Consider the following 22,345-nt stretch of genomic DNA (forward strand, 5'->3'; position numbering starts at 1 on the left):
GAGCCAACGCTGCATGGAGCTAGCCCGGCCATTCAGCCAACCCATTGGGGCATCAAGGAGAGACAGGCATGGCGTTTACATCGGTTGTGTTCAAAAACCCTAAAACCGGAGCCATGAAGGAAGCCCCGATCGGCTTCTCGTGGACCGTGTTTTTCTTTGGCTTCCTGCCGCCGCTGTTCCGTGGCGACATCAAGTGGGCAGCGATCATGTTCATCATCGCCTGCTTCACGTTCGGCCTCAGCAACTTCGTGTTCATGTTCATCTACAACAAACTGTACGTGCGCGACCTGATCGGCGCCGGCTTCAAGGCTCGGTCCATCGCCAGCGGCGATCTGAGCTACGCCAGCGCCAAGGTCGGGATGGAAATCCCGCGTCTGGATGCTGTCGCTGCCTGATTGTTGTTTTTCAGGTTTGCAAAAAAAAAACGGCCGCTGTCAGTGATGACAGGCGGCCGTTTCTGTTTCTGAGGGCCTTTATTCGCCCTTTTCTTCCTGCGCATCCGGCGACTGGCGATAGCTGTCCAGCGCATCACCAAAGTCGGTGATGAATTGCGGGTCGGTCAGCCATGCCTGGGCGGTTTCGCGATCCATGCCGTCGGCCCACATGCGGTAGTCGATCAGCATGTCGGCGGCCAGGTGAGTGGCGGCCATGCCTTCGTCGTCGGCGTTTTCCATGTCCAGCAGTTCTGGATGGTCAATGATGATAAAGGCGAGGTTCGTCAGCAGCACGGAGAGCATTTCACTGCGGCCGACAGCTTCGGCGTCGCGCATCTTGCTGAACATCGCCAGGGTGTATTCCGGGATCGGCTCGCCGATTTCACCCAGATCGTCATCCAGCGCGACGGGTTTCCTGCCGTGGATGTTGATCTGTTTGGCTTTGATCTTGGCGCGTTTGGCGCGTTTCTGTTGCTTGTTCAGGGATGCCATGGGAACTCAGTTCGGTTTCTGTTGGGTTTGGGCTGCGATGATGTCGGAAGCCGCTACATAGTCGGCCTGGAAGGCCGGGGATTCGATCCACGCCAGGGCGCCCGCTTCGTCGACTTCGGTGGACCATTGGCGATACTCGATCAGGGCGGCGAGGATGAAATCCATCGCGCCTTCTTCACCTTCCTGCTCGTACACCAGTTCCAGCAATGGGTCTTCGAGGAACGCGACGCACATGGCTTGCTGACTGGTTTTTTCAGCGTCGATCATTTTCTTGAACAGTTCGGTGAGGTCCACCGATTCAAAGTCGATGCGATCGTCGTTCGGATCCAGCTCGACCGGCGCGGCAGCCCGTTGCGTGCGGTTCTGCTTGGCCTTGGCTTTGGCGCGGGTGGCGCGTTTTTGCTGCTTGTTGGCGGAGGCCATGGGTTTTGATCCGTCGTGCGTTAAAAGGACTCGCTGCGCGGTACTGTCCGCCCGGGGGTATCGGGGGCCAATTCGCCGTTTTGCAGCCAGGACAATGCAATGGGCCATAGTGTGGCTTGGTATGCGCTACGAAAAAAGGCGAAATGTCCGACTTCTGCTTCGCCGATGTCTTCGGGGGCGATTCGCAGGTGGGTGTTTTTGCCGCCGCTGAAGTAGCCGAGCAAGCGTTCGATGGCTGCGATAGTGCCGTAAGGGTCGTCGGTAATGCTGATGGCGAGGGTTTTGGCGGTCATCGTCGCGAAGGGCAGTTCACCGGCCTTAGCGGCGATGACTCGACCGCTGGGGCGCGTTTCGTATCGGCCGGTGGGCGTGGCCCAGTCGCGAACCACGCCGGCAGGCGTGTCTTCCAGCCAGCCAAGGCGCTTTCCGGGAAAGTATCCGCAGATCATCGTGATCAGCGGCATCACCACATGCCATTTGCCAAACATCCGCCAGCGATGAGCCGGCGCATAGTCACGCCAGTAAGCGAATTGCGCACCGACGGTCACCAGACGCCGGATCAGATGTCCTGAGGCTCCCAGGCCCGCTGCACAGCCTCCAAAGCTGTGGCCGACGACATCGATGGGCTGGCCGGGAAATTCGCGCTGAGCGCGCTTGAGCATCGCCTCGAAATCCAGCGCGCCCCAATCAGTCCATGAGGCGTCGAGATTTTTCAATGACGCAGGGCGTGATTCGCCGATGCCACGGTAGTCATAGGTGATGACATCGAAGCCGTTGGCGAACAGGTAATCGGCGAAGCGCGAATAGTGACGGCAGCGAACCGAGGTGGCGGCGTTGATGATGACGACCGGGCGCACAAGGTCCTGAAAGGCGTGCCGCCAAGTGAAACCGCCGAGGATGAAGCCGTCTGCGGCGGGCTCTTTGAATTGTTCGCCAGAAACGGGAGTGGGCAGCGGCAACTCGATTTGAGTGGGGGCCAGTGACATGTCCTGCAAATTCATCGGCTTCAGACCTTTGCGGGTAGCTGCCAACGATAGTCTTCGTGCGGCGGGTGGACAATCCATCTGTGTTCACAGGGGGATCTGATCGAGCAGTCGCTCCTCGATTGCCGCCTGCTCTCTGTCCAGTTCGGCGCAGAGTTCGTCTTTGCCGCGCTTCAGATCGAAGATGACGAAGCAATTGAGTACGTTGCGGTGTCACCATCGACGCGCAGTAGTCTGCGGTAGTGGGTCCAACTTGATTCGTGACGCAGTGCGTCACGAATTGCCGGAAGGAAAGCCCGATCGGGTTTGCGGGATCGCTCCGACGGCAAGTCGTGCTTGAGGAATATAACGTGTAGTCCTTTTCGTAGTGAGCCCAAGTACCAATCAATCTAAAACCCGGGCGTTCGAGAGGAAATCTAAAAGGCATGACGAATGGGTTCCACGGAGCCCGGGAGGCGTGATCATGAAGTGCGTGCATTCCCTTGCGTTGCCCATCGCCGCGGTGGGCATGTTGATGTTCCCGGTGATGTCGTCTGCCGCCAGTCTTGAACCAATCGACAGCGCTGGCGTGCAAGTTCAACCACAGGAGCAAAACGGAATTACTTATCTGTCCGGCGGTATCGGCGTGGATGAGTCGAAGGCCATCCAGCAAACGGCTGGCTATAACTTGCACATGACGTTTTCGGTCGGGGCGGAGAATAAATACATTCCCGACATCGACGTGGTCATTCAGAAAGCCCAAGGGCAAACCGTGTTGACGCTGAACGAGGCTGGCCCGCTGGTTTATGTTCAGCTACCGCCCGGCAAGTACACCGTGGTTGCTACGCGACATGGAGAAGTGCGGCGTGATAGTGCCGAGATAGGAAGTGGCCCTGCGCGTAATCTGGTCTTTCACTGGGCCGGTGAAAGCTAGCAGTTGGCCGGAGTTGACCGGCCGATGCCTTTGTTCCAGCGAATGGGCGGCAGAAAATCATCTGTCCGCCCATTGCGTGGTTTTAGGCTTGAGCGGTCTGGCCTCTCAGGATCTGCTGCTTACGCTGTTCTTCCGGCAGATCGTTGATGCAGTAATTGATGTAGTACAGGCTGAACACGAACGTGTAGAAGGCGTTCATTCGCAGGTCGATCTTGTGCTCGTTGAGGGCATATTCCGTGAGTGCCTTTTTGGCCTTGAATGCCCATACGATGTACAGCACGCCACCGGCGAGGCTGAGAACGATGGACGTAAAATCCAGAGCCACGTTCCCCAGGTTGGCGAGTGCGCCACTTAAGCCGGCACATACAGCGATCCAGATGATGTAAACGTCATCTACCACTTTGGTGGTGTCGCTGATGATTTTGTTGTTTTTGTATAGCCACAAAATAAGATAGATCCCGGCAGTGGCGAAGGAGAGCAGCACCAGGTTCCAGGTCTTCGTGTTGATCTTGTCTTTTAGTTCGTTGATTGTTGACATAACTTTTCCATGTCCTTTGGCTTAAGGGGATGTGTAGCGCTGGTGTTTACTGCGGGGGGGGGGAGGCATTCCTTGCGTTGTTACCTGTCCTTTTGGGTGCGTATTCCAACTGCGCCGTGGGGCAGTGGATTGCATTGAAATCGACCGGACGGGTTTCCGTTGTGTCGGTCGAGTTTGTGGCACAACGCTACTATAGAGCCTTGCTGAAGGCGAGTGTTGTTTTTGGATCGTCGATCCGGTGCTTCCACTGCCGCGTGCCGGACTTCGTTAAATCCCGGGCATAAAAAAACCCTGAATCTTGCGATTCAGGGTTTTCGGTATTTGGTGCCCAGAGACGGAATCGAACCGCCGACACGGGGATTTTCAATCCCCTGCTCTACCGACTGAGCTATCTGGGCAACGGGGCGCATTAAACTGGTTTTTCAGGGGGTCGTCAAGAAAGTTTTCAAAAAAATTTTAATTATTACCGTCGCTTACGTTCCGACCCTCGAAAAAACGCAATTATTCAGCTGGCGGAACGTAGCCCTCAGCCTTGGCGTATTCCTCGCCGGAGAAGTACTTGTCCATCTCGCCCTGGAGGTATTTGCGGTCTTCGGCGTTCATCATGTTCAGGCGTTTTTCGTTGATCAGCAGGGTCTGGTGTTTCTGCCAGTCGGCCCAGGCCTTGGCCGAGACGTGGTCAAAAATGTCCTGGCCTTTTGCGCCCGGGAATGGAGCGCGCTCAAGGGCGGGCAATTCTTCTTTGTACTTGCGGCACATGATGGTGCGGGTCATGACGACTCTCCTGCGTTCAATACGGCGGCCGCGCGTTCGAGCAAGGTTTTGACCGGGGCGGCAAGGCCCAGGCGCGGCGGGGTGGCGAGGTTATACCAGAGCCAGTCGGCCTCGGCCACGTGATGGCCGGCCTCCTGGACCTGAACCAGCCAGGGTTCGATGGATAACTGAAAATGGCTGAAGGTATGCACCAGGCTCGGCAGCGCTTGTTGGCTGCCCAGTTCCAGCGAGTGCTGCGACGCCAGATGTTGCAGGTCATCGAGGTCGTCGAGTTCCGGCAGGCTCCAAAGGCCGCCCCACAAGCCCGTGGAAGGGCGGCGGTAAAGCAGAATCGCGCCCTCGCCGTTGGCGAGCATCGGCATCAGCGTGCGCTTCTGTGGCACGGCTTTGCGTGGTTTGGGAATCGGGTAGCGGGTTTCCAGGCCGAGCATGTGCGCTTCGCAGCCCTTTTCCAGTGGGCAGAGCAGGCAGCTCGGTTTGCTGCGAGTGCAAAGTGTGGCGCCCAGATCCATCATCGCCTGGGTGTAGGCGTTGACCCGATCATGGGGCGTGAAGCGCTCAGCGTTCGCCCACAGCTGTTTGGCGACCTTCGGTTCGCCCGGATAACCCTCCTGCGCCGTAAACCGCGCCAGCACCCGTTTGACGTTGCCATCAAGGATCGGCGCCCGCAGGCCCATGCTCAGGCTGGCGATGGCGCCGGCCGTGGACAGGCCGATCCCCGGCAGCTCAACCAGCTTTTCCACATCCCGCGGAAATTCGCCGCCGTACTCGGCAACGACGATCTTCGCGGTCTTCTGCAAATTGCGCGCGCGGGTGTAGTAGCCGAGGCCGGTCCACAGGTGCAGCACCTCATCTTCCGGCGCAGCGGCCAGCGCTTCGACCGTCGGCAGCGAAGCCATGAAACGGTCGAAGTAGTTCAGCACGGTGCTGACCTGAGTCTGCTGCAACATGATTTCCGAGACCCACACCCGATACGGTGTGATGCCTTGTTGCCAAGGCAAGTCGTGGCGGCCGTGGCGGTCGTACCAGTCCAGCACCGCCGATGAAAACTGCTCGGCTCTCATCGCTTGAACAGCCCCTTCAATGCGTTTTTCAGTTCAGGGCTGACCTTGTCGCCAAGCTTCTCGTCGATCTTTTCGCTGATCTTGTCGCCGGCCATCTTGGTAGCGACCTGGCCCATGCGTTCATTGTCGAGGCGGCACGCCTTGGCGCCGAGTTCCAGCGGGCCGCGGCAGCGCAGCGGCCATTCGATGCCGACGAATTTGTCACCGACCTGACAGGCCGGGTCCGGCATGGCGCTGGTGTCGCCTTCGACGATGATGCCAACGCGGTAATCCATGCCCAGCACCCGCAGGTCGACGTCGCCGTCACCCTTCACGGTCATGCCCGGAATACGAACTCTCAGGTCCGGGTTGCTGGCTACGCCGTTGCGCAAAGTCAGGTTGCCCTTGAGTTCCTGGAACGGCGTGTCCTTGCCTCTCGGTTCGCCGCTCAGGGTTTTGCGGTTGAGTGTGGCGATGCCTTTGCACAGTTGCTGTTCGAGGTTGGCATTGAGCAGCACGCCGTTGTTGATGACGAAGCTGGCGGTGCCGTTGAGGGTTTCGATCAGCGCTTTCTGGCTGTTGCCATTGCCGGTCAGGTTGCTGTCGAGTGTGACCAGGCCTTTGACCGGCGGATTTTTACCCTGGCTTTCGAGGATTTTTTCCACAGGCACTTTGTTGATGCGCGTCTGCATGTTCAGCGCCGGGGCCTGTTGACGCACGTCGAGGGTGCCCTTGGATTCGAAGGTGCCGTCGTACAGATCGCCGCGCAGGTTCTCGAGGGTCAGCAGGCCTTCCTTGCCATTGGCCTTGAGCGCCGCGTTCTGGATCGGCAGTTTGTCGAGGGTCAACTGGCCAAACGTCAGGTCAGCGTCCACATCAAGTTTGCTCAGGCGTTCTACCGGCAACAGGCGCTCGCTGCTCCAGGCGTCTTTGGTCGGCTTGTCCGGTAGCGGCGTGCTGCCCGCACCCGCCATGGCATCGGCTTCGGTGCTGGCCACTTCGGCCTTGCGCACTTGTGTCGCGCTGTTGGCTTCGGCGGATTTTGGCGGCAGGTAACGGTCGACGTTGAAGGTGTCAGCCTTGAGGACTGCGCGCAGCGATTGCTTGGCGAAGTCCTCAACGGCGATGCGGCCGGTGAAGGTGCTGTCGTCGACTTTCAGGTTGATGCTGTCGAACACCACGCTGGTCGGCGTGCCGGCAACGCGGCTGACCAGTTCGACTTTGCTCAGGCTGCCCTCAGCCATTGCCGGGAGTGTCTGACCGATGCTGTCGACGAATTTTGCCAGGTCGAACTGGGCAATCGAAATGCCGCCGTTGATTTGCGGTGTCTTGTCGAGGTCGTTGACCTTGAGTTCACCCAATGCGCGCAGCTGGTTGGCGGAAACCTTGATGCCGGTCCATTCGGCGACGTTCGCTGCTTTATCCAGTAACAACTGACCCTGAGCGGCGAATGTTACGGTTTTTCCTTGCAGCGGGTCGCCGGCGATTTCACCGGACAGTTTCATGTCTTCGAATTTGTAGCGTTGCAGGGCGCGCTCGAAACGCAGCTCGCCATTGAGCTCGGTGCGCACCCGCAGAACCGGCTGATTGGTGCCGAGGAACGCGGTGAGTTTGACCGGGATGTTGGTTGAATCGTGGATCGGCCCGGTGCTCAGCTGGATGCTTTCGGCGCTGAATTGTTTGCCGGTCTTCTCGTCGCTGTATTCAACGCGGGCGTTATTGACGGTCAGGCTGTCGATGTCCAGGCGAATCGGCTGCGCCGGTTTTTCCACCTGGACGGTGGTTTGCGGTGCAGGTTCGCCAGGCGTGACGGGAGGCGCCGTCGGATTGGCCGTCGCCGGCACCTTGCCGATGTCTTCCCAATTGCCGTGGCCATCCTTGTCGCGGTTGAGGCGCAGGTTCAGGCCTTCGACGCGTACATCGCTCATCTGCACTTCACGGCGCAGCAGCGGCATTACGCGCACCGACAGGCCGAGCATCTGCAAGTCAGCGAACGGCTCGGTGGGCTTGGCCAGGGTCGCGACGCTGGCTTCGTGCAATTCCAGGCCGAGCCACGGGAACAGGCTCCAGCCGATATCGCCATTGAGCGTCAGCTCGATGTGGGCCTTGTCGCGGGCAATCTGGCGGATCTCGTCTTTATAGTCGTTGGGATCGAAGAGGTGGGTCAGGGCAAAGCCCAGCGCCACAATGATCAGCAACAGCCCGAGAAGTACCAGACCCAGGATTTTGCCGAACGCTTTCATGGGCGAGTCCTTGTAGTTAGTCGAATTCAAATATAGCCGGGGAGTATAGCGCTCCGAAGCGGACGATCGGTCAGCGATCAGCCCGGCAATATATCCAGCGGCACTTTCAGTTTGGCCGCCAGTGCTTGTGCCTCAAGGTGCCCGGCAGGTGCCAGCAGGCGTAATGTCGCGCCCGATTGGGACGCCAATGCCTGGGCTTGGTTCACCAGCCGCTCGGCAACCCCGCGACGGCGGGTGATTTTTCGTACGCATAGCTGGGACAGATGCCAGACGTCCTGGTGCCGTTGCAGGCGTGCGGCGCCCAACAGGCGATCGTTGAAACGCCCGCCGATCAGCGAACCTTCCCGCAGACAGCCTTCGATCAACTGCACTTCACCGGCAAACGGGGCGAACAGCCAGTCCGGCGCGTCGCGGTAGATTTTTTGCAGATCCTGCTGATCCTGATAGCTGGCTTCGTTCAGCAGCTCGACGATGATAGGCATGACGGTTCCTTCAGTGGTACGAGAACAGACGACTTGCGAAAAGGTGATATCAGTTTGGTTTTTCTGTCACGTGCAAATGGTAACCTCTGCCAGTTCGTCCGTCCTTCTGCGACGTGATGTCGCATCAAAATGGAGCTCCACCTTAAAAACAGTCATGCGTGCGCATAAAGGCTGGGGGTGGGGAATGGCTGGCGAACAATACTAATAATTGGGGGATACACAATGACCACGAGTATCACGGCGGACGGCCTCAGGGCCGACCAGCCCTCGTTCCTGTCCAAGGAACGCATCATCGCCAAGCCCGGTTTCAACCGTTGGCTGGTGCCACCGGCCGCGCTGGCCATCCACCTCTGCATCGGCATGGCTTACGGCTTCTCGGTGTTCTGGCTGCCGCTGTCCAAAGCCTTGGGCGTGACCAAGGCAGTGGCCTGCGCGCCGGACATGAGCTTCATCTCGCAAGTTTTCTCGTCGCAATGCGACTGGCCGATCTCGATGCTCGGCTGGATCTACACCTTGTTCTTCATCTTCCTCGGCTGCTCGGCAGCGATCTGGGGTGGCTGGCTGGAACACGCCGGGCCGCGCAAGGCTGGTGTTGTGTCGGCACTGTGCTGGTGTGGTGGTCTGCTGATTTCGGCGCTCGGTGTGTATACGCACCAGATCTGGCTGATGTGGATCGGCTCCGGGGTCATTGGCGGTATCGGCCTGGGCCTGGGTTACATCTCGCCGGTTTCGACCCTGATCAAGTGGTTCCCGGACAAGCGCGGCATGGCGACCGGCATGGCGATCATGGGGTTCGGCGGCGGTGCGATGGTGGGTGCTCCGCTGGCGGCGGCCTTGATGGGGCATTTCGCTTCGGCAGAGAGCGTGGGCGTGTGGCAGAGCTTCCTGGTGATGGCCGCGATCTACTTCGTGTTCATGATCGGTGGCGCATTGTCCTACCGCGTTCCGCCAACCGGCTGGAAGCCTGAAGGCTGGACCGCTCCGGCGAAAAAAGCTTCGAATGCGATGATCACCCACCGTCACGTGCACGTGAATGTGGCGTGGAAAACTCCGCAATTCCGTCTGGTGTGGCTGGTGCTGTGCCTTAACGTTTCCGCCGGTATCGGCATCCTCGGCATGGCTTCGCCGCTGTTGCAGGAAGTGTTCGCCGGCAAATTGCTCGGCACTGACCTGGCGTTTGGTCAGCTGGACGCGGGCCAACTGGCTTCGATTGCCGCGATTGCTGCCGGTTTCACCGGTTTGCTGAGCCTGTTCAACATCGGCGGGCGGTTCTTCTGGGCATCGTTCTCGGATTACCTGGGCCGTAAAAACACCTATTTCGTGTTCTTCGCCCTGGGTTTTGCCCTGTACGCGCTGATCCCGAACCTCGGTCATCTGGGCAACGTTGCGCTGTTCGTGGCGGCGTTCTGCGTGATCCTGTCGATGTATGGCGGCGGTTTTGCGACGGTGCCGGCTTACCTTGCCGACCTGTTCGGTACGCAAATGGTTGGCGCGATCCACGGTCGTCTGCTGACCGCATGGGCTGCCGCAGGCGTATTGGGGCCGGTGTTGGTCAACTACCTGCGTGAATATCAGCTGAGCATCGGCGTTGAACGCGCCGCAGCGTATGACATCACCTTGTACATCCTCGCGGGCCTGCTGGTGCTGGGCTTCATCTGCAACCTGCTGGTGCGTCCGGTGGCCGACAAGTACTTCATGACCGACGCCGAACTGGCCGCCGAACAGGCGCTGGGCCACGACAAGGGCGCTGACGCCAGCACCGTGCTGGAGTGGAAAGCGGCGCCGGGCACCAAGCCGTTGGCGGTTGCTGCGTGGCTGGTGGTGGGGATTCCGTTGGCGTGGGGTGTCTGGGTGACCCTGCAGAAAACGGCAGTCCTGTTCCACTAACACCAATCCTTGTAGGAGCCGGCTTGCTGGCGATCAACGATGACGCGGTCTGTCTGCATAACCGCGGTGTCTGGATCGCCAGCAAGCCGGCTCCTACAGAGGCAAAAGCCGTGCATTCGCAATGAATCCTGGCTTGTATGGACATGTCTATCCCCGACGGAACGGGGTTCTATCCGTCAGTCATATCACCTCTCGTGTTTCTGTTTCCCGCCCGCGCCCCTATAATGGCTGCCTTTTTCGCCCAATGATTTTGCGGAGCTGGTGATGGCCGAACGTAAGGCGTCAGTCGAGCGCGACACTCTGGAAACCCAGATCAAAGCCTCGATCAACCTGGATGGCACCGGAAAGGCCCGATTTGATATCGGTGTTCCTTTTCTTGAGCACATGCTGGACCAGATCGCCCGTCACGGGCTGATCGACCTGGATATTGTCAGCAAGGGCGACCTGCATATCGACGACCACCACACCGTGGAAGACGTCGGTATCACCCTCGGTCAGGCCTTCGCGAAAGCCATCGGCGACAAAAAAGGCATCCGTCGCTACGGCCACGCCTATGTCCCGCTCGATGAAGCGCTGTCGCGCGTGGTGATCGACTTCTCCGGCCGTCCTGGCCTGCAGATGCATGTTCCCTATACCCGTGCCACCGTCGGCGGTTTCGATGTTGACCTGTTCCAGGAATTCTTCCAGGGCTTCGTCAACCATGCCCTCGTCAGCCTGCACATCGACAACCTGCGTGGCACCAACACCCACCACCAGATCGAAACCGTGTTCAAGGCATTCGGCCGCGCCCTGCGCATGGCCGTAGAGCTCGATGACCGCATGGCCGGTCAGATGCCATCGACCAAAGGCGTTCTGTAATGCAAACGGTCGCGGTTATCGATTACGGCATGGGCAACCTGCACTCGGTGGCCAAGGCCCTCGAGCACGTCGGTGCCGGCAAGGTCCTGATCACCAGCGATGCCGACGTGATTCGCGAAGCCGACCGGGTGGTTTTCCCCGGCGTCGGCGCGATTCGCGATTGCATGGCGGAAATCCGTCGCCTGGGCTTCGATTCGCTGGTGCGTGAAGTCAGCCAGGACCGTCCGTTCCTCGGCATCTGCGTCGGCATGCAAGCCTTGCTCGACAGCAGCGAAGAGAACGACGGCGTCGACTGCATCGGCCTGTTCCCGGGCGCGGTGAAGTTCTTCGGCAAAGACCTGCATGAAGATGGCGAACACCTGAAAGTCCCGCACATGGGCTGGAACGAAGTGAAGCAGACGATCTCGCATCCGCTGTGGCACAACATTCCGGACCTGGCGCGATTCTACTTCGTGCACAGCTACTACATCGCTGCCGGCAATGCGCGGCAGGTGGTGGGGGGCGGGCACTACGGTGTCGATTTCGCTGCGGCGCTAGCCGATGGCTCGCGTTTCGCCGTGCAGTTTCACCCGGAGAAGAGCCATACCCATGGCCTGCAATTGCTGCAGAACTTCGCCGCGTGGGATGGTCGCTGGTAAATGGCCAAGAAGAAGCCGCCGATCCTGACCCTCACTCCCGAACAGGAGAACGAGGCGAACCAGAAGATCAAACGCTTCATGGAAGATCGCTTCGAACTGGACCTGGGTTCGTTCGAAGCGGCCGAAATCCTTGAGCTGTTTACCCGCGAAATTGCGCCGCACTATTACAACAGGGCGATTTTCGATGTGCAGACGCACCTCAAAGAGAGGTTCGAAAGCATCGAAAGCGACCTGTGGGCGCTCGAGAAAAACTGATTTTCGAGCGAAGCTGAACAATCGAATTTGAAGGTTTGCCAGATGCTGATTATTCCCGCTATCGATCTCAAAGACGGTGCCTGTGTTCGTCTGCGCCAGGGCCGCATGGAAGATTCCACGGTGTTCTCCGATGACCCGGTGAGCATGGCTGCCAAGTGGGTGGAGGGCGGTTGCCGTCGTCTGCATCTGGTCGACCTGAACGGCGCCTTCGAAGGCCAGCCGGTCAACGGCGAAGTGGTCACCGCCATCGCCAAGCGCTACCCGAACCTGCCGATCCAGATCGGCGGCGGTATCCGTTCGCTGGAAACCATCGAGCACTACGTGAAAGCGGGCGTGAGCTACGTGATCATCGGCACCAAAGCCGTGAAAGACCCAGCCTTCGTCGCCGAAGCCTGCCGCGCGTTCCCGGGCAAGGTGATTGTCGGTCTCGACGCCAAAGACGGTTTCGTCGCCACCGACGGCTGGGCTGAAATCAGCACCGTCCAGGTGATCGACCTGGCCAAGCAGTTCGAAGCCGATGGCGTGTCCGCGATCGTTTATACCGACATCGCCAAAGACGGCATGATGCAGGGCTGCAACGTGCCGTTCACCGCGGCGCTGGCCGCTGCAACGCGCATTCCGGTCATCGCCTCCGGCGGCATTCACAATCTGGGTGACATCAAGTCGCTGCTCGACGCCAAGGCGCCTGGCATCATCGGCGCGATCACTGGCCGGGCGATCTACGAAGGCACCCTCGACGTCGCTGAAGCGCAAGCTTTCTGCGATTCGTACAAAGGCTGAGGACTGACCATGGCGCTGGCCAAACGCATCATCCCTTGCCTGGACGTGGACAACGGCCGGGTGGTCAAGGGCGTCAAGTTCGAGAACATTCGTGACGCCGGTGACCCGGTGGAAATCGCCCGTCGCTACGACGAGCAAGGTGCCGACGAGATTACCTTTCTCGACATCACCGCCAGCGTCGATGGTCGCGACACCACGCTGCACACTGTCGAACGCATGGCCAGCCAGGTGTTTATTCCGCTGACCGTGGGCGGCGGCGTGCGCACTGTGCAGGACATTCGCAACCTGCTGAATGCCGGCGCGGACAAAGTTTCGATCAACACCGCTGCGGTGTTCAACCCGGAGTTCGTGGGCGAGGCTGCGCAGCATTTCGGTTCGCAGTGCATCGTTGTCGCCATCGACGCGAAGAAGGTCTCCGGCCCGGGCGAAATTCCGCGCTGGGAAATCTTCACTCACGGCGGACGCAAGCCGACCGGTCTCGATGCCGTTGAATGGGCCAAGAAGATGGAAGGCCTGGGTGCCGGTGAAATCCTGCTGACCAGCATGGATCAGGACGGCATGAAAAACGGCTTCGACCTGGGCGTTACCCGCGCCATCAGCGATGCGCTGGGTATTCCGGTGATCGCCTCCGGCGGTGTCGGCAACCTGCAGCATTTGGCCGACGGCATTCTCGAAGGCCACGCCAGTGCGGTATTGGCGGCGAGTATTTTCCACTTCGGCGAATACACCGTGCAGGAAGCCAAGGCCTACATGGCTCATCGCGGCATCGTGATGCGCTAAACAAACCGATACAGGCCAGTGGACATCATGGCGGGCTCAGGGCACTCTTGGGTACGCCATGGATCTCGGTAGCCAGACATGCTCAAACGCCTTCTTCTTGCCCTCGCCAGCGCCTCTCTATTGCTTATCAATGGAGTGCACGCTGCAGAAAATCCTGACGCCAACCTGGTGTTGCTGACGGAAAACTTCCCGCCTTACAACATGGCGAAAAACGGCAAGAACTTCGCTCAGGACGAGAACATCGATGGCATCGCCGTGGACATCGTTCGCGAGATGTTCAAGCGCGCCGACATTACCTACAGCCTGACGCTGCGTTTCCCTTGGGAGCGAATCTACAAGCTTGCCCTCGAGAAACCGGGTTATGGCGTGTTCGTGATGGCGCGGTTGCCGGATCGCGAAAAGCTCTTCAAGTGGGTCGGCCCGATTGGCCCGGATGACTGGATCATGCTGGCCAAGGCGGACAGCAAAATCAGCCTGGAAACGCTGGAAGATGCGCGCAAATACAAGATCGGTGCGTACAAGGGCGATGCGATCGCCGAGACGTTGGCCAAGCAAGGGCTGAACCCGATTGTCGTGCTGCGCGATCAGGACAATGCGAAGAAACTCACCAGCGGTCAAATCGACTTGTGGGCCACGGGCGACCCGGCCGGGCGTTATCTGGCGCGGCAGGACGGTGTCACCGGGCTCAAGACCGTGCTGCGCTTCAACAGTGCGGAGTTGTATTTGGCACTGAACAAAGACGTGCCGGATGAGACCGTCGCCAAGTTGCAAGCCGCGCTGGATCAGCTGCGCAAGGAAGGCGTGGTGGACGAGATCATGGGGCGGTATCTCTAATCTCGGTGACCTGCACAATCTAATGTGGGAGCGGGCTTGCTCGCGAATGCGGAGTGTCAGTCGACATCAACATTGACTGACACACCGCATTCGCGAGCAAGCCCGCTCCCACAGTTGTTTTGTGGTGTTGCGGATTAGCGGTACACGCCATCCTTCCCGTGAGCAGCCGTTGCACGGTTGCTGCGCACGCTGATCATCTGTTTGATATCGATCCAGTCGATGCCCTGAGCTTTCAGCTTCGGCAACTCGCGCTCCAGCACCGCCAGCGTCTGCGGGTAGGGATGGCCGATCATCACCGCCGAACCCTGCTTGCGCGCCAGATTGATCGCGGTCTGTAGCTGCGTGAAGATCGCCGCTTCCGTGCGCTCATCATCCAGAAACACATCCCGCGAAACACTCGCCAACCCGATCTTCTGTGCCTCGGCCGCCGCCACGGTTTGCGCGCTGGTGCGGCTGTCGACGAAGAACTTGTGTCGGCGCTGCAAATCCGCCATCAGCCAGGTCATGGCGGCGGGTTGCGCGGTCATGCGACTGCCCATGTGATTGTTGATGCCAGCGGTATAGGGCACGACCTTGAACGCTGCATTCAGGCGCTTCTCGAGTTCGTCGATGGGCAAATCAGGATGCCAGGCGAACGGTCCCGTGGCCGGGTCCATGGGCATGTGCAGGATGACGATCTTGCCGGCGCGATGGGCTTCGCGGGCGAATTCGGTGGCGTGGGGCGTGTCGGGCATGATCGCGGTGGTCACCGGGCCGGGCAGAGCCAGCACGCGACGATCCCGGGGCAGGTTCTGCCCCAGGTCATCGATGATCAGCGTGATGTAGGCCTTTTGAGGGGCGGGCGTTGCGTGAGCGACACCCGCCAGACAGCACAGCAGGCCGAGGAGCAGCCGCAGGCGCATCTCAGCGGCCAGAGGTGATGCTCAACCCTTTGAGCAGGCTCAGGGCCTGGGCCAACTGGTAATCATCATCCTGTGGCATCGCCTTGGCTTTGCCGCTGGAGCTGGTCGGTTTGTCGGCGCCGCCGTTGCCATTGCCCAGGTGACCTTGCAGATCGGCTTCCTTGAAGTACTCGCCGTCCTGCTCGCTGGTGATCTTGGCCTTGCGCACTTCGATGTCCGGGACGATGCCCTGAGCCTGGATCGAGCGGCCGTTCGGCGTGTAGTACAGCGCCGTGGTGATTTTCAGTGCGCGGTCGTTGTTCAGCGGCAGCACGGTTTGCACCGAGCCCTTGCCGAAACTGGTGGTGCCCATGACCACTGCGCGTTTCTGATCCTGAAGGGCGCCGGCCACAATTTCCGAGGCCGAGGCGCTGCCGCCGTTGATCAGCGCAACCATTGGCACGGCTTCGCTTTCGTCTTTGCCGGTGGCGGAGAAGCGCAGCTCGGAGTTGGCGATGCGGCCCTTGGTGTAAACGATCAGGCCTTTGGTGATGAAGTGGTCGACCACTTCCACCGCCGCTTGCAGCACGCCGCCCGGGTTGTTGCGCAGGTCGAGGATGATGCCGTTGAGCTTCTTGCCGTTGTCCTTGCGCAGCTTGGCCAAGGCTTTGGAGACTTCGTCACCGGTCTTGACCTGGAACTGGGTGATACGGATGTAGCCGTAACCCGACTCCAGCAGTTGCGACTTCACGCTCTTCACCTGAATGATCGCGCGGGCCAGGGTCACGTCGAACGGTGTGCCGCCGTCACGAACCAGGGTCAGGGTGATTTTCTGGCCGATCTTGCCGCGCATCTTGTCCACGGCTTCGGTCATGCTTTGGCCGCGGGTCGGCTGGCCGTTGATCTTGACGATGAAGTCGCCGGCCTGAATGCCAGCCTTGGAGGCCGGAGTGTCATCGATGGGTGAGACCACCTTGATGAAGCCGTCTTCGGCGCCGACTTCGATGCCCAGGCCACCGAACTCGCCGCTGGTGCTTTCCTGCAATTCAGCGAAGTCTTCCGGGCCCAGATAGGCGGAGTGCGGATCGAGGTTGCTGAGCATGCCTTTGATGGCGTTTTCCAGCAGGGTCTTGTCATCCACCGGCTCGACATAGGCTGCCTTGATCCGATCCATGACCTCGGCAAAGGTGCGCAACTCTTCCAGCGGCAACGGCGCCTTGGTGGTCGCAGCAGTGCCCGCAGGCGCGACCGCCGGAGCCGGTTGAGCAGCGAACGCCAGAGGCGCGCCAATCACCAGGGCGATCGTCAGGGCCAGCGAGGTAAGACGGGACAAATGCAGCATGTCGAACGAACTCCTAATGTAGGTGACTCAACGCCTATCCTTGCGCGCGGCACCATTGCGCCGGATCACTCGGGTGACCCTGCTGACGAATAGCGAAATACAGCGCTGGTGTGTCCTGCCCGCCACTGTTACCGACAGTGGAGATGGACTCACCGGCTTTTACCACGTCACCCGCAGACTTGAGCAGCGTCTGGTTGTGACCGTAAAGACTCAAGAAACCGTTGCCGTGGTCGAGAATCACCAGCAGCCCCGCACCGCGCAACCAGTCGGCAAATACCACGCGACCGCCATGCACGGCATGCACCTGACTGCCGGCGGAGGCGCTGATCATCACGCCGTCCCACTTGGTCCGGGCGTCGTCGCCACGGGTTTCGCCAAAGCGCGCCAGCAGTCGACCATCAACCGGCCATGGAAGTTTGCCGCGTGTTGAAGCAAAAGGGCCGCCGAAGGTTTCGCCTGAGCTTGATACCAGGGCGCCGGGTGTCGATTTAACGGGTTTGCGTGGGGCGTCAGTGGCGTCAGCATTTGCTGCAGCCTGGGCCTCACGTAAACGCTTTTTTTCGGCTTCCTGCTGGGCGATCAGCGCTTTTTGCCGCGCTTCTTCTGCCTCACGAGCCTGGCGGGCCAGGGTTTCTTCGATGGTTTTAAGGACTTTAGACAGGTCCGCCTGATCCTGCTCGCGGGCGGCAAGCTTCTGGTCGCGAGCCTTTACGTCGTCGTTCAGCTTGGCCAGGACTTGCTGGCGCTCCTGACGGACTTTGTCGAGTTCATCTCGCTGGCTGTCGAGGCTGCTCTTCTGCACCAGCAATTGCGCCTGTTGCAGGGCGATGTCTTTTTCGACGTTGGCCAGTTGGCGCAGGGTTTCGTTGAAACTCTTCAACTGCTCCAGGCGGGCCTGGCTCAGGTAATCGTAATAGGTGAGGGTGCGGGCGAATTTTTCCGGGTTCTGCTGGTTGAGCAGCAGCTTCAAGTACTCCTGGCGGCCGTTCTGATAGGCCGCGCGGGCCTGAATGGCGATCAGTCGTTGCTGTTCAATGCGCGCGCTCTGGAGTTTTTTTTTCTCACCATCGAGTCGCTGCAGCTCGGATTCGCTTTTCTTCAGCTCTTTTTGCAGGGCTTCGACCTGCTTCTCGAGCTTGCCCATCTCGGTCTCGGTGCCCTTGAGGTCTTTCTGCACACCGGATTTTTCTTCCTGGAGCTTGCCCAGCAGTTTTTTCAGCTCGGCAATGTCCTGACGCGTGGCGTCCAACTGTTGTTGGGTTTGCGCGCGCTCGTCAGCAAAGGCCGGTTGGAGCAGGCAAGTCAGAGCAAGGGCTATCAGGACGCGAAGCATAGAGGCGGGCGACACCAGGGAAAGGGACGGCCTAGTATGCCCGCCCCACGCTGCAAAAAAAACGCCCAATTGGGGCTGTGTGATAACTGGAGCGGTGTTGCATCCAAAAACACCCCAAAACCAATGTGGGAGCGGGCTTGCTCGCGAATGCGGTGTGTCCGTCAACGTTGATGTCGACTGACACACCGCATTCGCGAGCAAGCCCGCTCCCACAGGGTTTACGGCGCTTTTGAGACGGGTTACACCAGAATCGAAGTACCGGTCATTTCAGCCGGTTTCTCAAGCCCCATCAGCATCAGCATGGTTGGCGCCACATCCGCCAGCACGCCGCCATCGCGAACCTTGAAGTCACGCTTGCCGACATAAATGAACGGCACCGGCTCGGTGGTGTGCGCGGTGTGGGCCTGGCCGGTGGTTTCGTCGGACATCTGCTCGACGTTGCCATGGTCTGCGGTGATCAGCGCTTCGCCGCCGACCTTTTCCAGGGCATCGACGATGCGGCCGACACACTGGTCAAGGCATTCCACGGCTTTCACCGCAGCATCAAACACGCCGCTGTGGCCGACCATGTCGCCGTTGGCGTAGTTGACCACGATCACGTCGTAACGCTGGTTTTCGATTGCATCGACGATGCGGTCGGTGACTTCAGGCGCGCTCATCTCAGGCTGCAAGTCATAGGTGGCGACTTTCGGCGACGGGATCAGGATGCGTTCTTCGCCCGGGAACGGTTCTTCACGACCGCCGGAGAAGAAGAAGGTCACGTGGGCGTATTTCTCGGTTTCGGCGATGCGCAGCTGGGTCTTGCCGTTTTTCGCCAGGTAGTCGCCCAGCACGTTGTCCAGGCTGCCGGCAGCGAAGGCCGATGGCGCAGGGATGCTGGCGGCGTATTGGGTCAGCATGACGAAGCCGGCCAGTTTTGGCTGGCGCGCACGTTCGAATTCCTTGAAATCGTCCTCGACGAACACGCGGGTCAGCTCGCGGGCGCGGTCGGCGCGGAAGTTCATGAACACCACGGCGTCGCCGTCTTCGACTTTCACCGGCTCACCGATGGACGTGGCTTTGACGAATTCGTCGCTCTCGCCACGTTCGTACGCGGCTTGCAGACCTTCCTGGGCGGTGGCGGCGTTGAATTCGCCGTTGCCATCGACAATCAGGTTGTAGGCCTGGGACACGCGGTCCCAACGGTTGTCGCGGTCCATGGCGAAATAACGGCCGATGATGCTGGCGATCCGGCCTTTGCCCAAGGCCTGGAAGGTCGCGTCGAGCAATTCGATCGACGACTGGGCGCTTTTCGGTGGCGTGTCGCGGCCATCAAGGAAGGCGTGCAGGTAGATTTTTTCGGCGCCGCGCTTGTAGGCCAGTTCAGCCATGGCGACCAGGTGATCCTGGTGGCTGTGCACCCCGCCATCGGACAGCAGGCCCATGAAGTGCACGGCTTTGCCGGCAGCTACGGCTTTATCCACCGCGGCGCAGATGGTCGGGTTCTCGAAGAACTCGCCGTCGCGGATCGATTTGGTCACGCGCGTAAAGTCCTGATACACAACGCGGCCGGCCCCGAGGTTCATGTGGCCGACTTCAGAGTTGCCCATCTGGCCATCCGGCAGACCGACGTCCATGCCGCTGCCTGAGATCAGGCCGTTCGGCACAGTGGCCCACAAACGGTCCAGCACGGGCTTCTTCGCGGCGAAGATGGCGTTGGATTCAGGGCTCTCACTGTGACCGAAGCCGTCGAGAATAATCAGGACCAAAGGTTTAGGCGTGGTAGTCATGGATTCCACTCGTGGCTGAGTTAAAAGAGGGCAATGGAAAAGGGAGTGGCAGTTTAAAGCGAAGTTCCGACGGCGTCACCGCCGGACGGGGTTTGGCCCACCATAGTGGCTGTGTATACTGGCCGACATTTTAACGCCCTGGAACCTCCTTCGATGGTTGCTAACCTGATTCAATTCGCCACTAACCACTATCTGCTCGTCGGTATCTTCGTCGTACTGCTGGCGTTGCTGATCGCCTATCAGATGCAAGGCGGCGGCCGCAGCCTGAGCACCGGTGAACTGACCGGGCTGGTCAACAAGGACGCGGGCGTTGTGATCGACATCCGTCCGGTCAAGGATTTCGCCGCTGGTCACATTGTTGGCGCGTTGAACATTCCTCACGACAAACTGGCCGCTCGCGTCGCCGAACTGGAAAAGCACAAGGCCAAGACCATCATCCTGGTCGATGCCATGGGCCAGACCGCCGGCACGCATGCCCGCGAGCTGATGAAGGCCGGCTTCACCGCCGCCAAGCTGTCCGGCGGTATTTCCAGCTGGAAAGGCGACAATCTGCCGCTGGTGAAGTGATATGAGCAACGTCGTCGTCTATTCCAGCGATTACTGCCCTTACTGCTCGCGAGCCAAGTACCTGCTCGAGAACAAAGGCGTGGCCTTCGAAGAGATCAAGGTCGATGGCAAGCCGCAGGTGCGCGCCGCCATGGCCCAGAAAGCCGGACGTACGTCCGTGCCGCAGATCTGGATCGGCGAGCGCCACATTGGCGGCTGTGATGATTTGTTTGCCCTTGAGCGCGCCGGCAAGCTCGACGCCATGCTCAAGGCCTGAATGCCTTCCCTATAAGACCCCAAGATCAGAAAGGATCTGAGATGACTGACCAACAGAACACTGCAGCCAGCGAAGAAGACACCGCACCGCAATTCTCCTTGCAGCGCATCTACGTACGTGACCTGTCCTTCGAAGCCCCGAAAAGCCCGGCGATTTTCCGCCAGCAGTGGGAACCGAGCGTCGGTCTGGATCTGAACACCCGTCAAAAGGCCCTGGAAGGCGACTTCCACGAAGTCGTACTGACCCTGTCCGTGACCGTGAAAAACGGTGAGAACGGCGAAGTGGCGTTCATCGCTGAAGTGCAACAGGCCGGGATCTTCCTGATCAAGAACCTGGACGACGCGTCGATGAGCCACACCCTCGGCGCGTTCTGCCCGAACATTCTGTTCCCGTACGCTCGCGAAACCCTGGACAGCCTGGTGACCCGCGGTTCGTTCCCGGCCCTGATGCTGGCTCCGGTGAACTTCGACGCGCTGTACGCACAAGAGCTGCAACGCATGCAGGCTGCGGGCGAGACTCCGACCGTTCAGTAAACGGTCTGAGCGTCGAAGCAAGTCCAATGTGGGAGCGGGCTTGCTCGCGAAAGCGGTTGATCAGTCAACATTGTTGTTGACTGACATGACGCCTTCGCGAGCAAGCCCGCTCCCACATTTGTTATGCGGTGTTACTTGAAACCGAGCTGGCGCCAGCCTTCGTAGACGGCGACGGCCACGGTGTTGGACAGGTTCAGGCTGCGGCAGCCTTCGCGCATCGGCAAGCGCAGGCGCTGTTCGCCGGGCAGGGCGTCGAGCACTTCTGCAGGCAAGCCACGGCTTTCCGGCCCGAACAGGAACGCGTCGCCCTCGGCGAAACTGGCATCGTGGAATGGCCGCGAACCCTTGGTGGTAAACGCAAACACCCTTGGATGGCCAAGGCTTTCCAGACAGCTGGCGAGGGCTGCGTGGCGTTGCAGGGTGGCATACTCGTGGTAATCGAGGCCGGCCCGGCGCAGGCGCTTGTCGTCCATCTCGAAGCCCAGCGGTTCGATCAAATGCAGGTGGCAGCCACTGTTGGCGCACAGCCTGATAACGTTGCCGGTATTCGGCGGAATTTCTGGTTGGAAAAGGATGACGTGAAACATGCACGGCTCCGAAGGTAAAGATGACGGGCATTCTACGCCGCAAGCGGACCCGCGTTCGAAACTATTCCCGCGGGTGATGGGGTCGCTGGCGATTGTCGGGGTGATGGTGGGGCTGATGATCGGTCGCCTGACCACGCCCGACCCCAGCGAACTGCAGCAGGTCGATGTGACGAGCGACGGGCTGGTGGTGTGGTTCAACAATGAACCCAAGAGCCATGGTGAGTTTGTGGACGGCAGCCTGGCGTTGCTGTTCGAGGCTGAAGGCAAGGCGCAGAAAGGTCAGTTCAAGCTTAACGACAAGAGCGTGAACTGGCGGGTACGTTTGAGTGATGGGGGGGTGTTGCTGTCGGTCGTGGCGGCCCGGCCACTGCAGGGCGAGTGGGCCGGTAGTGAGGTCGACGACCGCTGGCGGCTGGAGATCCATCTCCGAGAGCAATAAAAGAGGGAATCCCCGGCCTGCCTGTACCAAGGTCCCCAAAACGGGAGGGCTCGCGCATTGCGTCGCAAGCCCGGTGTAAAGAAGGAACCCTTGACCTGCCTGTATCAAGGGCCCCAAAACTGTTTGGGCTCGTCGCAAAAGTGCGGTGTGAGCCCGATGTAAAGAGGGGAATCCCCGGCCTGCCTGTACCAAGGTCCCCGAAACCGGGTAGTGAACTGAATCACTGAATGGACTATTGCAGGGGGCGTGCCAGGTTTTAACAAGTTGAAACAGAAACGCTC

At 59.8% G+C, this 22,345-nt stretch carries 26 protein-coding genes and 1 tRNA gene; 13 read left to right on the forward strand and 14 right to left on the reverse strand.

Features of this window, described 5'->3' with window-relative positions:
* The first annotated feature begins 68 nt into the window (after nucleotides 1–68).
* The gene (locus tag FBY04_RS00500; protein ID WP_145314209.1) at nucleotides 69–395 is read left to right on the forward strand and encodes a hypothetical protein; all 327 of its coding nucleotides are present in this window, start codon (nucleotides 69–71) and stop codon (nucleotides 393–395) included.
* 78 nt (nucleotides 396–473) lie between these two features.
* On the opposite strand, the gene FBY04_RS00505 is transcribed toward FBY04_RS00500, so the two are convergent.
* From FBY04_RS00505 to FBY04_RS00515, 3 genes are read right to left on the reverse strand one after another with little or no spacing between them, the layout of a single operon-like run.
* Nucleotides 474–926, reverse strand: coding sequence for a hypothetical protein (locus FBY04_RS00505; protein WP_084318231.1), 453 nt, complete (start codon nucleotides 924–926; stop codon nucleotides 474–476).
* Between the two features lie 6 nt (nucleotides 927–932).
* Nucleotides 933–1,349 carry a hypothetical protein gene (locus FBY04_RS00510; protein ID WP_084318230.1) on the reverse strand — a complete coding sequence of 139 codons (417 nt, stop codon included), beginning with the start codon at nucleotides 1,347–1,349 and terminating at the stop codon, nucleotides 933–935.
* A gap of 20 nt (nucleotides 1,350–1,369) precedes the next feature.
* On the reverse strand, nucleotides 1,370–2,350 hold the full coding sequence (locus FBY04_RS00515; protein ID WP_145314211.1) for an alpha/beta fold hydrolase: 981 nt from the start codon (nucleotides 2,348–2,350) through the stop codon (nucleotides 1,370–1,372).
* A gap of 445 nt (nucleotides 2,351–2,795) precedes the next feature.
* Between FBY04_RS00515 and FBY04_RS00525 the strand changes: the two genes are divergently transcribed.
* Nucleotides 2,796–3,245, forward strand: coding sequence for a carboxypeptidase regulatory-like domain-containing protein (locus FBY04_RS00525; RefSeq protein WP_145314213.1), 450 nt, complete (start codon nucleotides 2,796–2,798; stop codon nucleotides 3,243–3,245).
* Between the two features lie 82 nt (nucleotides 3,246–3,327).
* Here FBY04_RS00525 and FBY04_RS00530 read toward each other — a convergent pair whose 3' ends face one another.
* From FBY04_RS00530 to FBY04_RS00555, 6 genes are all read right to left on the reverse strand, one after another.
* Complete coding sequence (locus FBY04_RS00530; RefSeq protein WP_145314215.1) at nucleotides 3,328–3,783, reverse strand: DUF4234 domain-containing protein; 456 nt, start codon at nucleotides 3,781–3,783, stop codon at nucleotides 3,328–3,330.
* A 322-nt stretch (nucleotides 3,784–4,105) separates the two neighbouring features.
* Nucleotides 4,106–4,181, reverse strand: a tRNA-Phe gene (locus FBY04_RS00535).
* A gap of 103 nt (nucleotides 4,182–4,284) precedes the next feature.
* Nucleotides 4,285–4,557, reverse strand: coding sequence for an oxidative damage protection protein (locus FBY04_RS00540; RefSeq protein WP_008024947.1), 273 nt, complete (start codon nucleotides 4,555–4,557; stop codon nucleotides 4,285–4,287).
* A complete protein-coding gene (mutY, locus tag FBY04_RS00545) occupies nucleotides 4,554–5,621 on the reverse strand; it encodes an A/G-specific adenine glycosylase (RefSeq protein WP_084318203.1) in 1,068 nt (355 codons plus the stop codon). Before mutY ends, FBY04_RS00540 begins: the two co-directional genes overlap by 4 nt.
* Nucleotides 5,618–7,843 carry an AsmA family protein gene (locus FBY04_RS00550; protein ID WP_145314217.1) on the reverse strand — a complete coding sequence of 742 codons (2,226 nt, stop codon included), beginning with the start codon at nucleotides 7,841–7,843 and terminating at the stop codon, nucleotides 5,618–5,620. Before FBY04_RS00550 ends, mutY begins: the two co-directional genes overlap by 4 nt.
* A gap of 77 nt (nucleotides 7,844–7,920) precedes the next feature.
* The gene (locus FBY04_RS00555) at nucleotides 7,921–8,325 is read right to left on the reverse strand and encodes an acetyl-CoA sensor PanZ family protein (RefSeq protein ID WP_084318201.1); all 405 of its coding nucleotides are present in this window, start codon (nucleotides 8,323–8,325) and stop codon (nucleotides 7,921–7,923) included.
* A 222-nt stretch (nucleotides 8,326–8,547) separates the two neighbouring features.
* Between FBY04_RS00555 and FBY04_RS00560 the strand changes: the two genes are divergently transcribed.
* From FBY04_RS00560 to FBY04_RS00590, 7 genes are all read left to right on the forward strand, one after another.
* Nucleotides 8,548–10,212 carry an OFA family MFS transporter gene (locus FBY04_RS00560; protein WP_145314219.1) on the forward strand — a complete coding sequence of 555 codons (1,665 nt, stop codon included), beginning with the start codon at nucleotides 8,548–8,550 and terminating at the stop codon, nucleotides 10,210–10,212.
* Between the two features lie 264 nt (nucleotides 10,213–10,476).
* Nucleotides 10,477–11,070 (forward strand): imidazoleglycerol-phosphate dehydratase HisB, encoded by a 594-nt coding sequence (gene hisB / locus FBY04_RS00565; RefSeq protein ID WP_003218037.1) that lies wholly within the window; start codon nucleotides 10,477–10,479, stop codon nucleotides 11,068–11,070.
* Nucleotides 11,070–11,708, forward strand: coding sequence for an imidazole glycerol phosphate synthase subunit HisH (gene hisH, locus FBY04_RS00570; RefSeq protein WP_084318199.1), 639 nt, complete (start codon nucleotides 11,070–11,072; stop codon nucleotides 11,706–11,708). Before hisB ends, hisH begins: the two co-directional genes overlap by 1 nt.
* Entirely contained in the window at nucleotides 11,709–11,963 is a 255-nt protein-coding gene (locus FBY04_RS00575) for a DUF2164 domain-containing protein (RefSeq protein WP_084318198.1), read from the forward strand. It abuts the gene before it with no gap.
* A gap of 42 nt (nucleotides 11,964–12,005) precedes the next feature.
* On the forward strand, nucleotides 12,006–12,743 hold the full coding sequence (gene hisA / locus FBY04_RS00580) for a 1-(5-phosphoribosyl)-5-[(5-phosphoribosylamino)methylideneamino]imidazole-4-carboxamide isomerase (RefSeq protein ID WP_017336056.1): 738 nt from the start codon (nucleotides 12,006–12,008) through the stop codon (nucleotides 12,741–12,743).
* Nucleotides 12,744–12,752: 9 nt separating this feature from the next.
* Nucleotides 12,753–13,523 carry an imidazole glycerol phosphate synthase subunit HisF gene (gene hisF, locus FBY04_RS00585; RefSeq protein ID WP_084318197.1) on the forward strand — a complete coding sequence of 257 codons (771 nt, stop codon included), beginning with the start codon at nucleotides 12,753–12,755 and terminating at the stop codon, nucleotides 13,521–13,523.
* Nucleotides 13,524–13,601: 78 nt separating this feature from the next.
* On the forward strand, nucleotides 13,602–14,357 hold the full coding sequence (locus tag FBY04_RS00590; RefSeq protein WP_084318196.1) for an ABC transporter substrate-binding protein: 756 nt from the start codon (nucleotides 13,602–13,604) through the stop codon (nucleotides 14,355–14,357).
* A 134-nt stretch (nucleotides 14,358–14,491) separates the two neighbouring features.
* Here the strand turns inward: FBY04_RS00590 and FBY04_RS00600 are convergent, their stop codons facing one another.
* The 4 genes from FBY04_RS00600 to gpmI all read right to left on the reverse strand — a co-directional run bounded on the left by FBY04_RS00600 (nucleotide 14,492) and on the right by gpmI (nucleotide 19,682).
* Nucleotides 14,492–15,259: a divergent polysaccharide deacetylase family protein gene (locus tag FBY04_RS00600; protein ID WP_145314221.1), complete on the reverse strand. Its 768-nt coding sequence runs from the start codon at nucleotides 15,257–15,259 to the stop codon at nucleotides 14,492–14,494.
* Between the two features lies 1 nt (nucleotide 15,260).
* On the reverse strand, nucleotides 15,261–16,580 hold the full coding sequence (locus FBY04_RS00605; RefSeq protein WP_084318194.1) for a S41 family peptidase: 1,320 nt from the start codon (nucleotides 16,578–16,580) through the stop codon (nucleotides 15,261–15,263).
* A 34-nt stretch (nucleotides 16,581–16,614) separates the two neighbouring features.
* A complete protein-coding gene (locus FBY04_RS00610) occupies nucleotides 16,615–17,913 on the reverse strand; it encodes a murein hydrolase activator EnvC (protein WP_084318193.1) in 1,299 nt (432 codons plus the stop codon).
* 239 nt (nucleotides 17,914–18,152) lie between these two features.
* Entirely contained in the window at nucleotides 18,153–19,682 is a 1,530-nt protein-coding gene (gpmI, locus tag FBY04_RS00615; RefSeq protein WP_145314223.1) for a 2,3-bisphosphoglycerate-independent phosphoglycerate mutase, read from the reverse strand.
* Between the two features lie 153 nt (nucleotides 19,683–19,835).
* On the opposite strand from gpmI, the gene FBY04_RS00620 reads away from it, so the two are divergent.
* Genes FBY04_RS00620 through secB form a run of 3 tightly spaced genes read left to right on the forward strand, consistent with a single transcriptional unit; the run spans nucleotide 19,836 to nucleotide 21,038 of the window.
* The gene (locus tag FBY04_RS00620) at nucleotides 19,836–20,249 is read left to right on the forward strand and encodes a rhodanese-like domain-containing protein (protein ID WP_145314225.1); all 414 of its coding nucleotides are present in this window, start codon (nucleotides 19,836–19,838) and stop codon (nucleotides 20,247–20,249) included.
* A 1-nt stretch (nucleotide 20,250) separates the two neighbouring features.
* Nucleotides 20,251–20,505: a glutaredoxin 3 gene (grxC, locus tag FBY04_RS00625; RefSeq protein WP_010464569.1), complete on the forward strand. Its 255-nt coding sequence runs from the start codon at nucleotides 20,251–20,253 to the stop codon at nucleotides 20,503–20,505.
* Between the two features lie 41 nt (nucleotides 20,506–20,546).
* Nucleotides 20,547–21,038: a protein-export chaperone SecB gene (gene secB / locus FBY04_RS00630; protein ID WP_017336062.1), complete on the forward strand. Its 492-nt coding sequence runs from the start codon at nucleotides 20,547–20,549 to the stop codon at nucleotides 21,036–21,038.
* A 131-nt stretch (nucleotides 21,039–21,169) separates the two neighbouring features.
* Here secB and FBY04_RS00635 read toward each other — a convergent pair whose 3' ends face one another.
* Complete coding sequence (locus FBY04_RS00635; protein ID WP_145314227.1) at nucleotides 21,170–21,625, reverse strand: tRNA (cytidine(34)-2'-O)-methyltransferase; 456 nt, start codon at nucleotides 21,623–21,625, stop codon at nucleotides 21,170–21,172.
* Between FBY04_RS00635 and FBY04_RS00640 the strand changes: the two genes are divergently transcribed.
* A complete protein-coding gene (locus FBY04_RS00640; RefSeq protein WP_145314229.1) occupies nucleotides 21,624–22,064 on the forward strand; it encodes a hypothetical protein in 441 nt (146 codons plus the stop codon). The two genes, FBY04_RS00635 and FBY04_RS00640, sit on opposite strands and share 2 nt — an antisense overlap.
* Nucleotides 22,065–22,345 lie beyond the last annotated feature (281 nt).

It is taken from the genome of Pseudomonas sp. SJZ080, from assembly GCF_007828295.1.
Taxonomy (GTDB): domain Bacteria; phylum Pseudomonadota; class Gammaproteobacteria; order Pseudomonadales; family Pseudomonadaceae; genus Aquipseudomonas; species Aquipseudomonas migulae_A.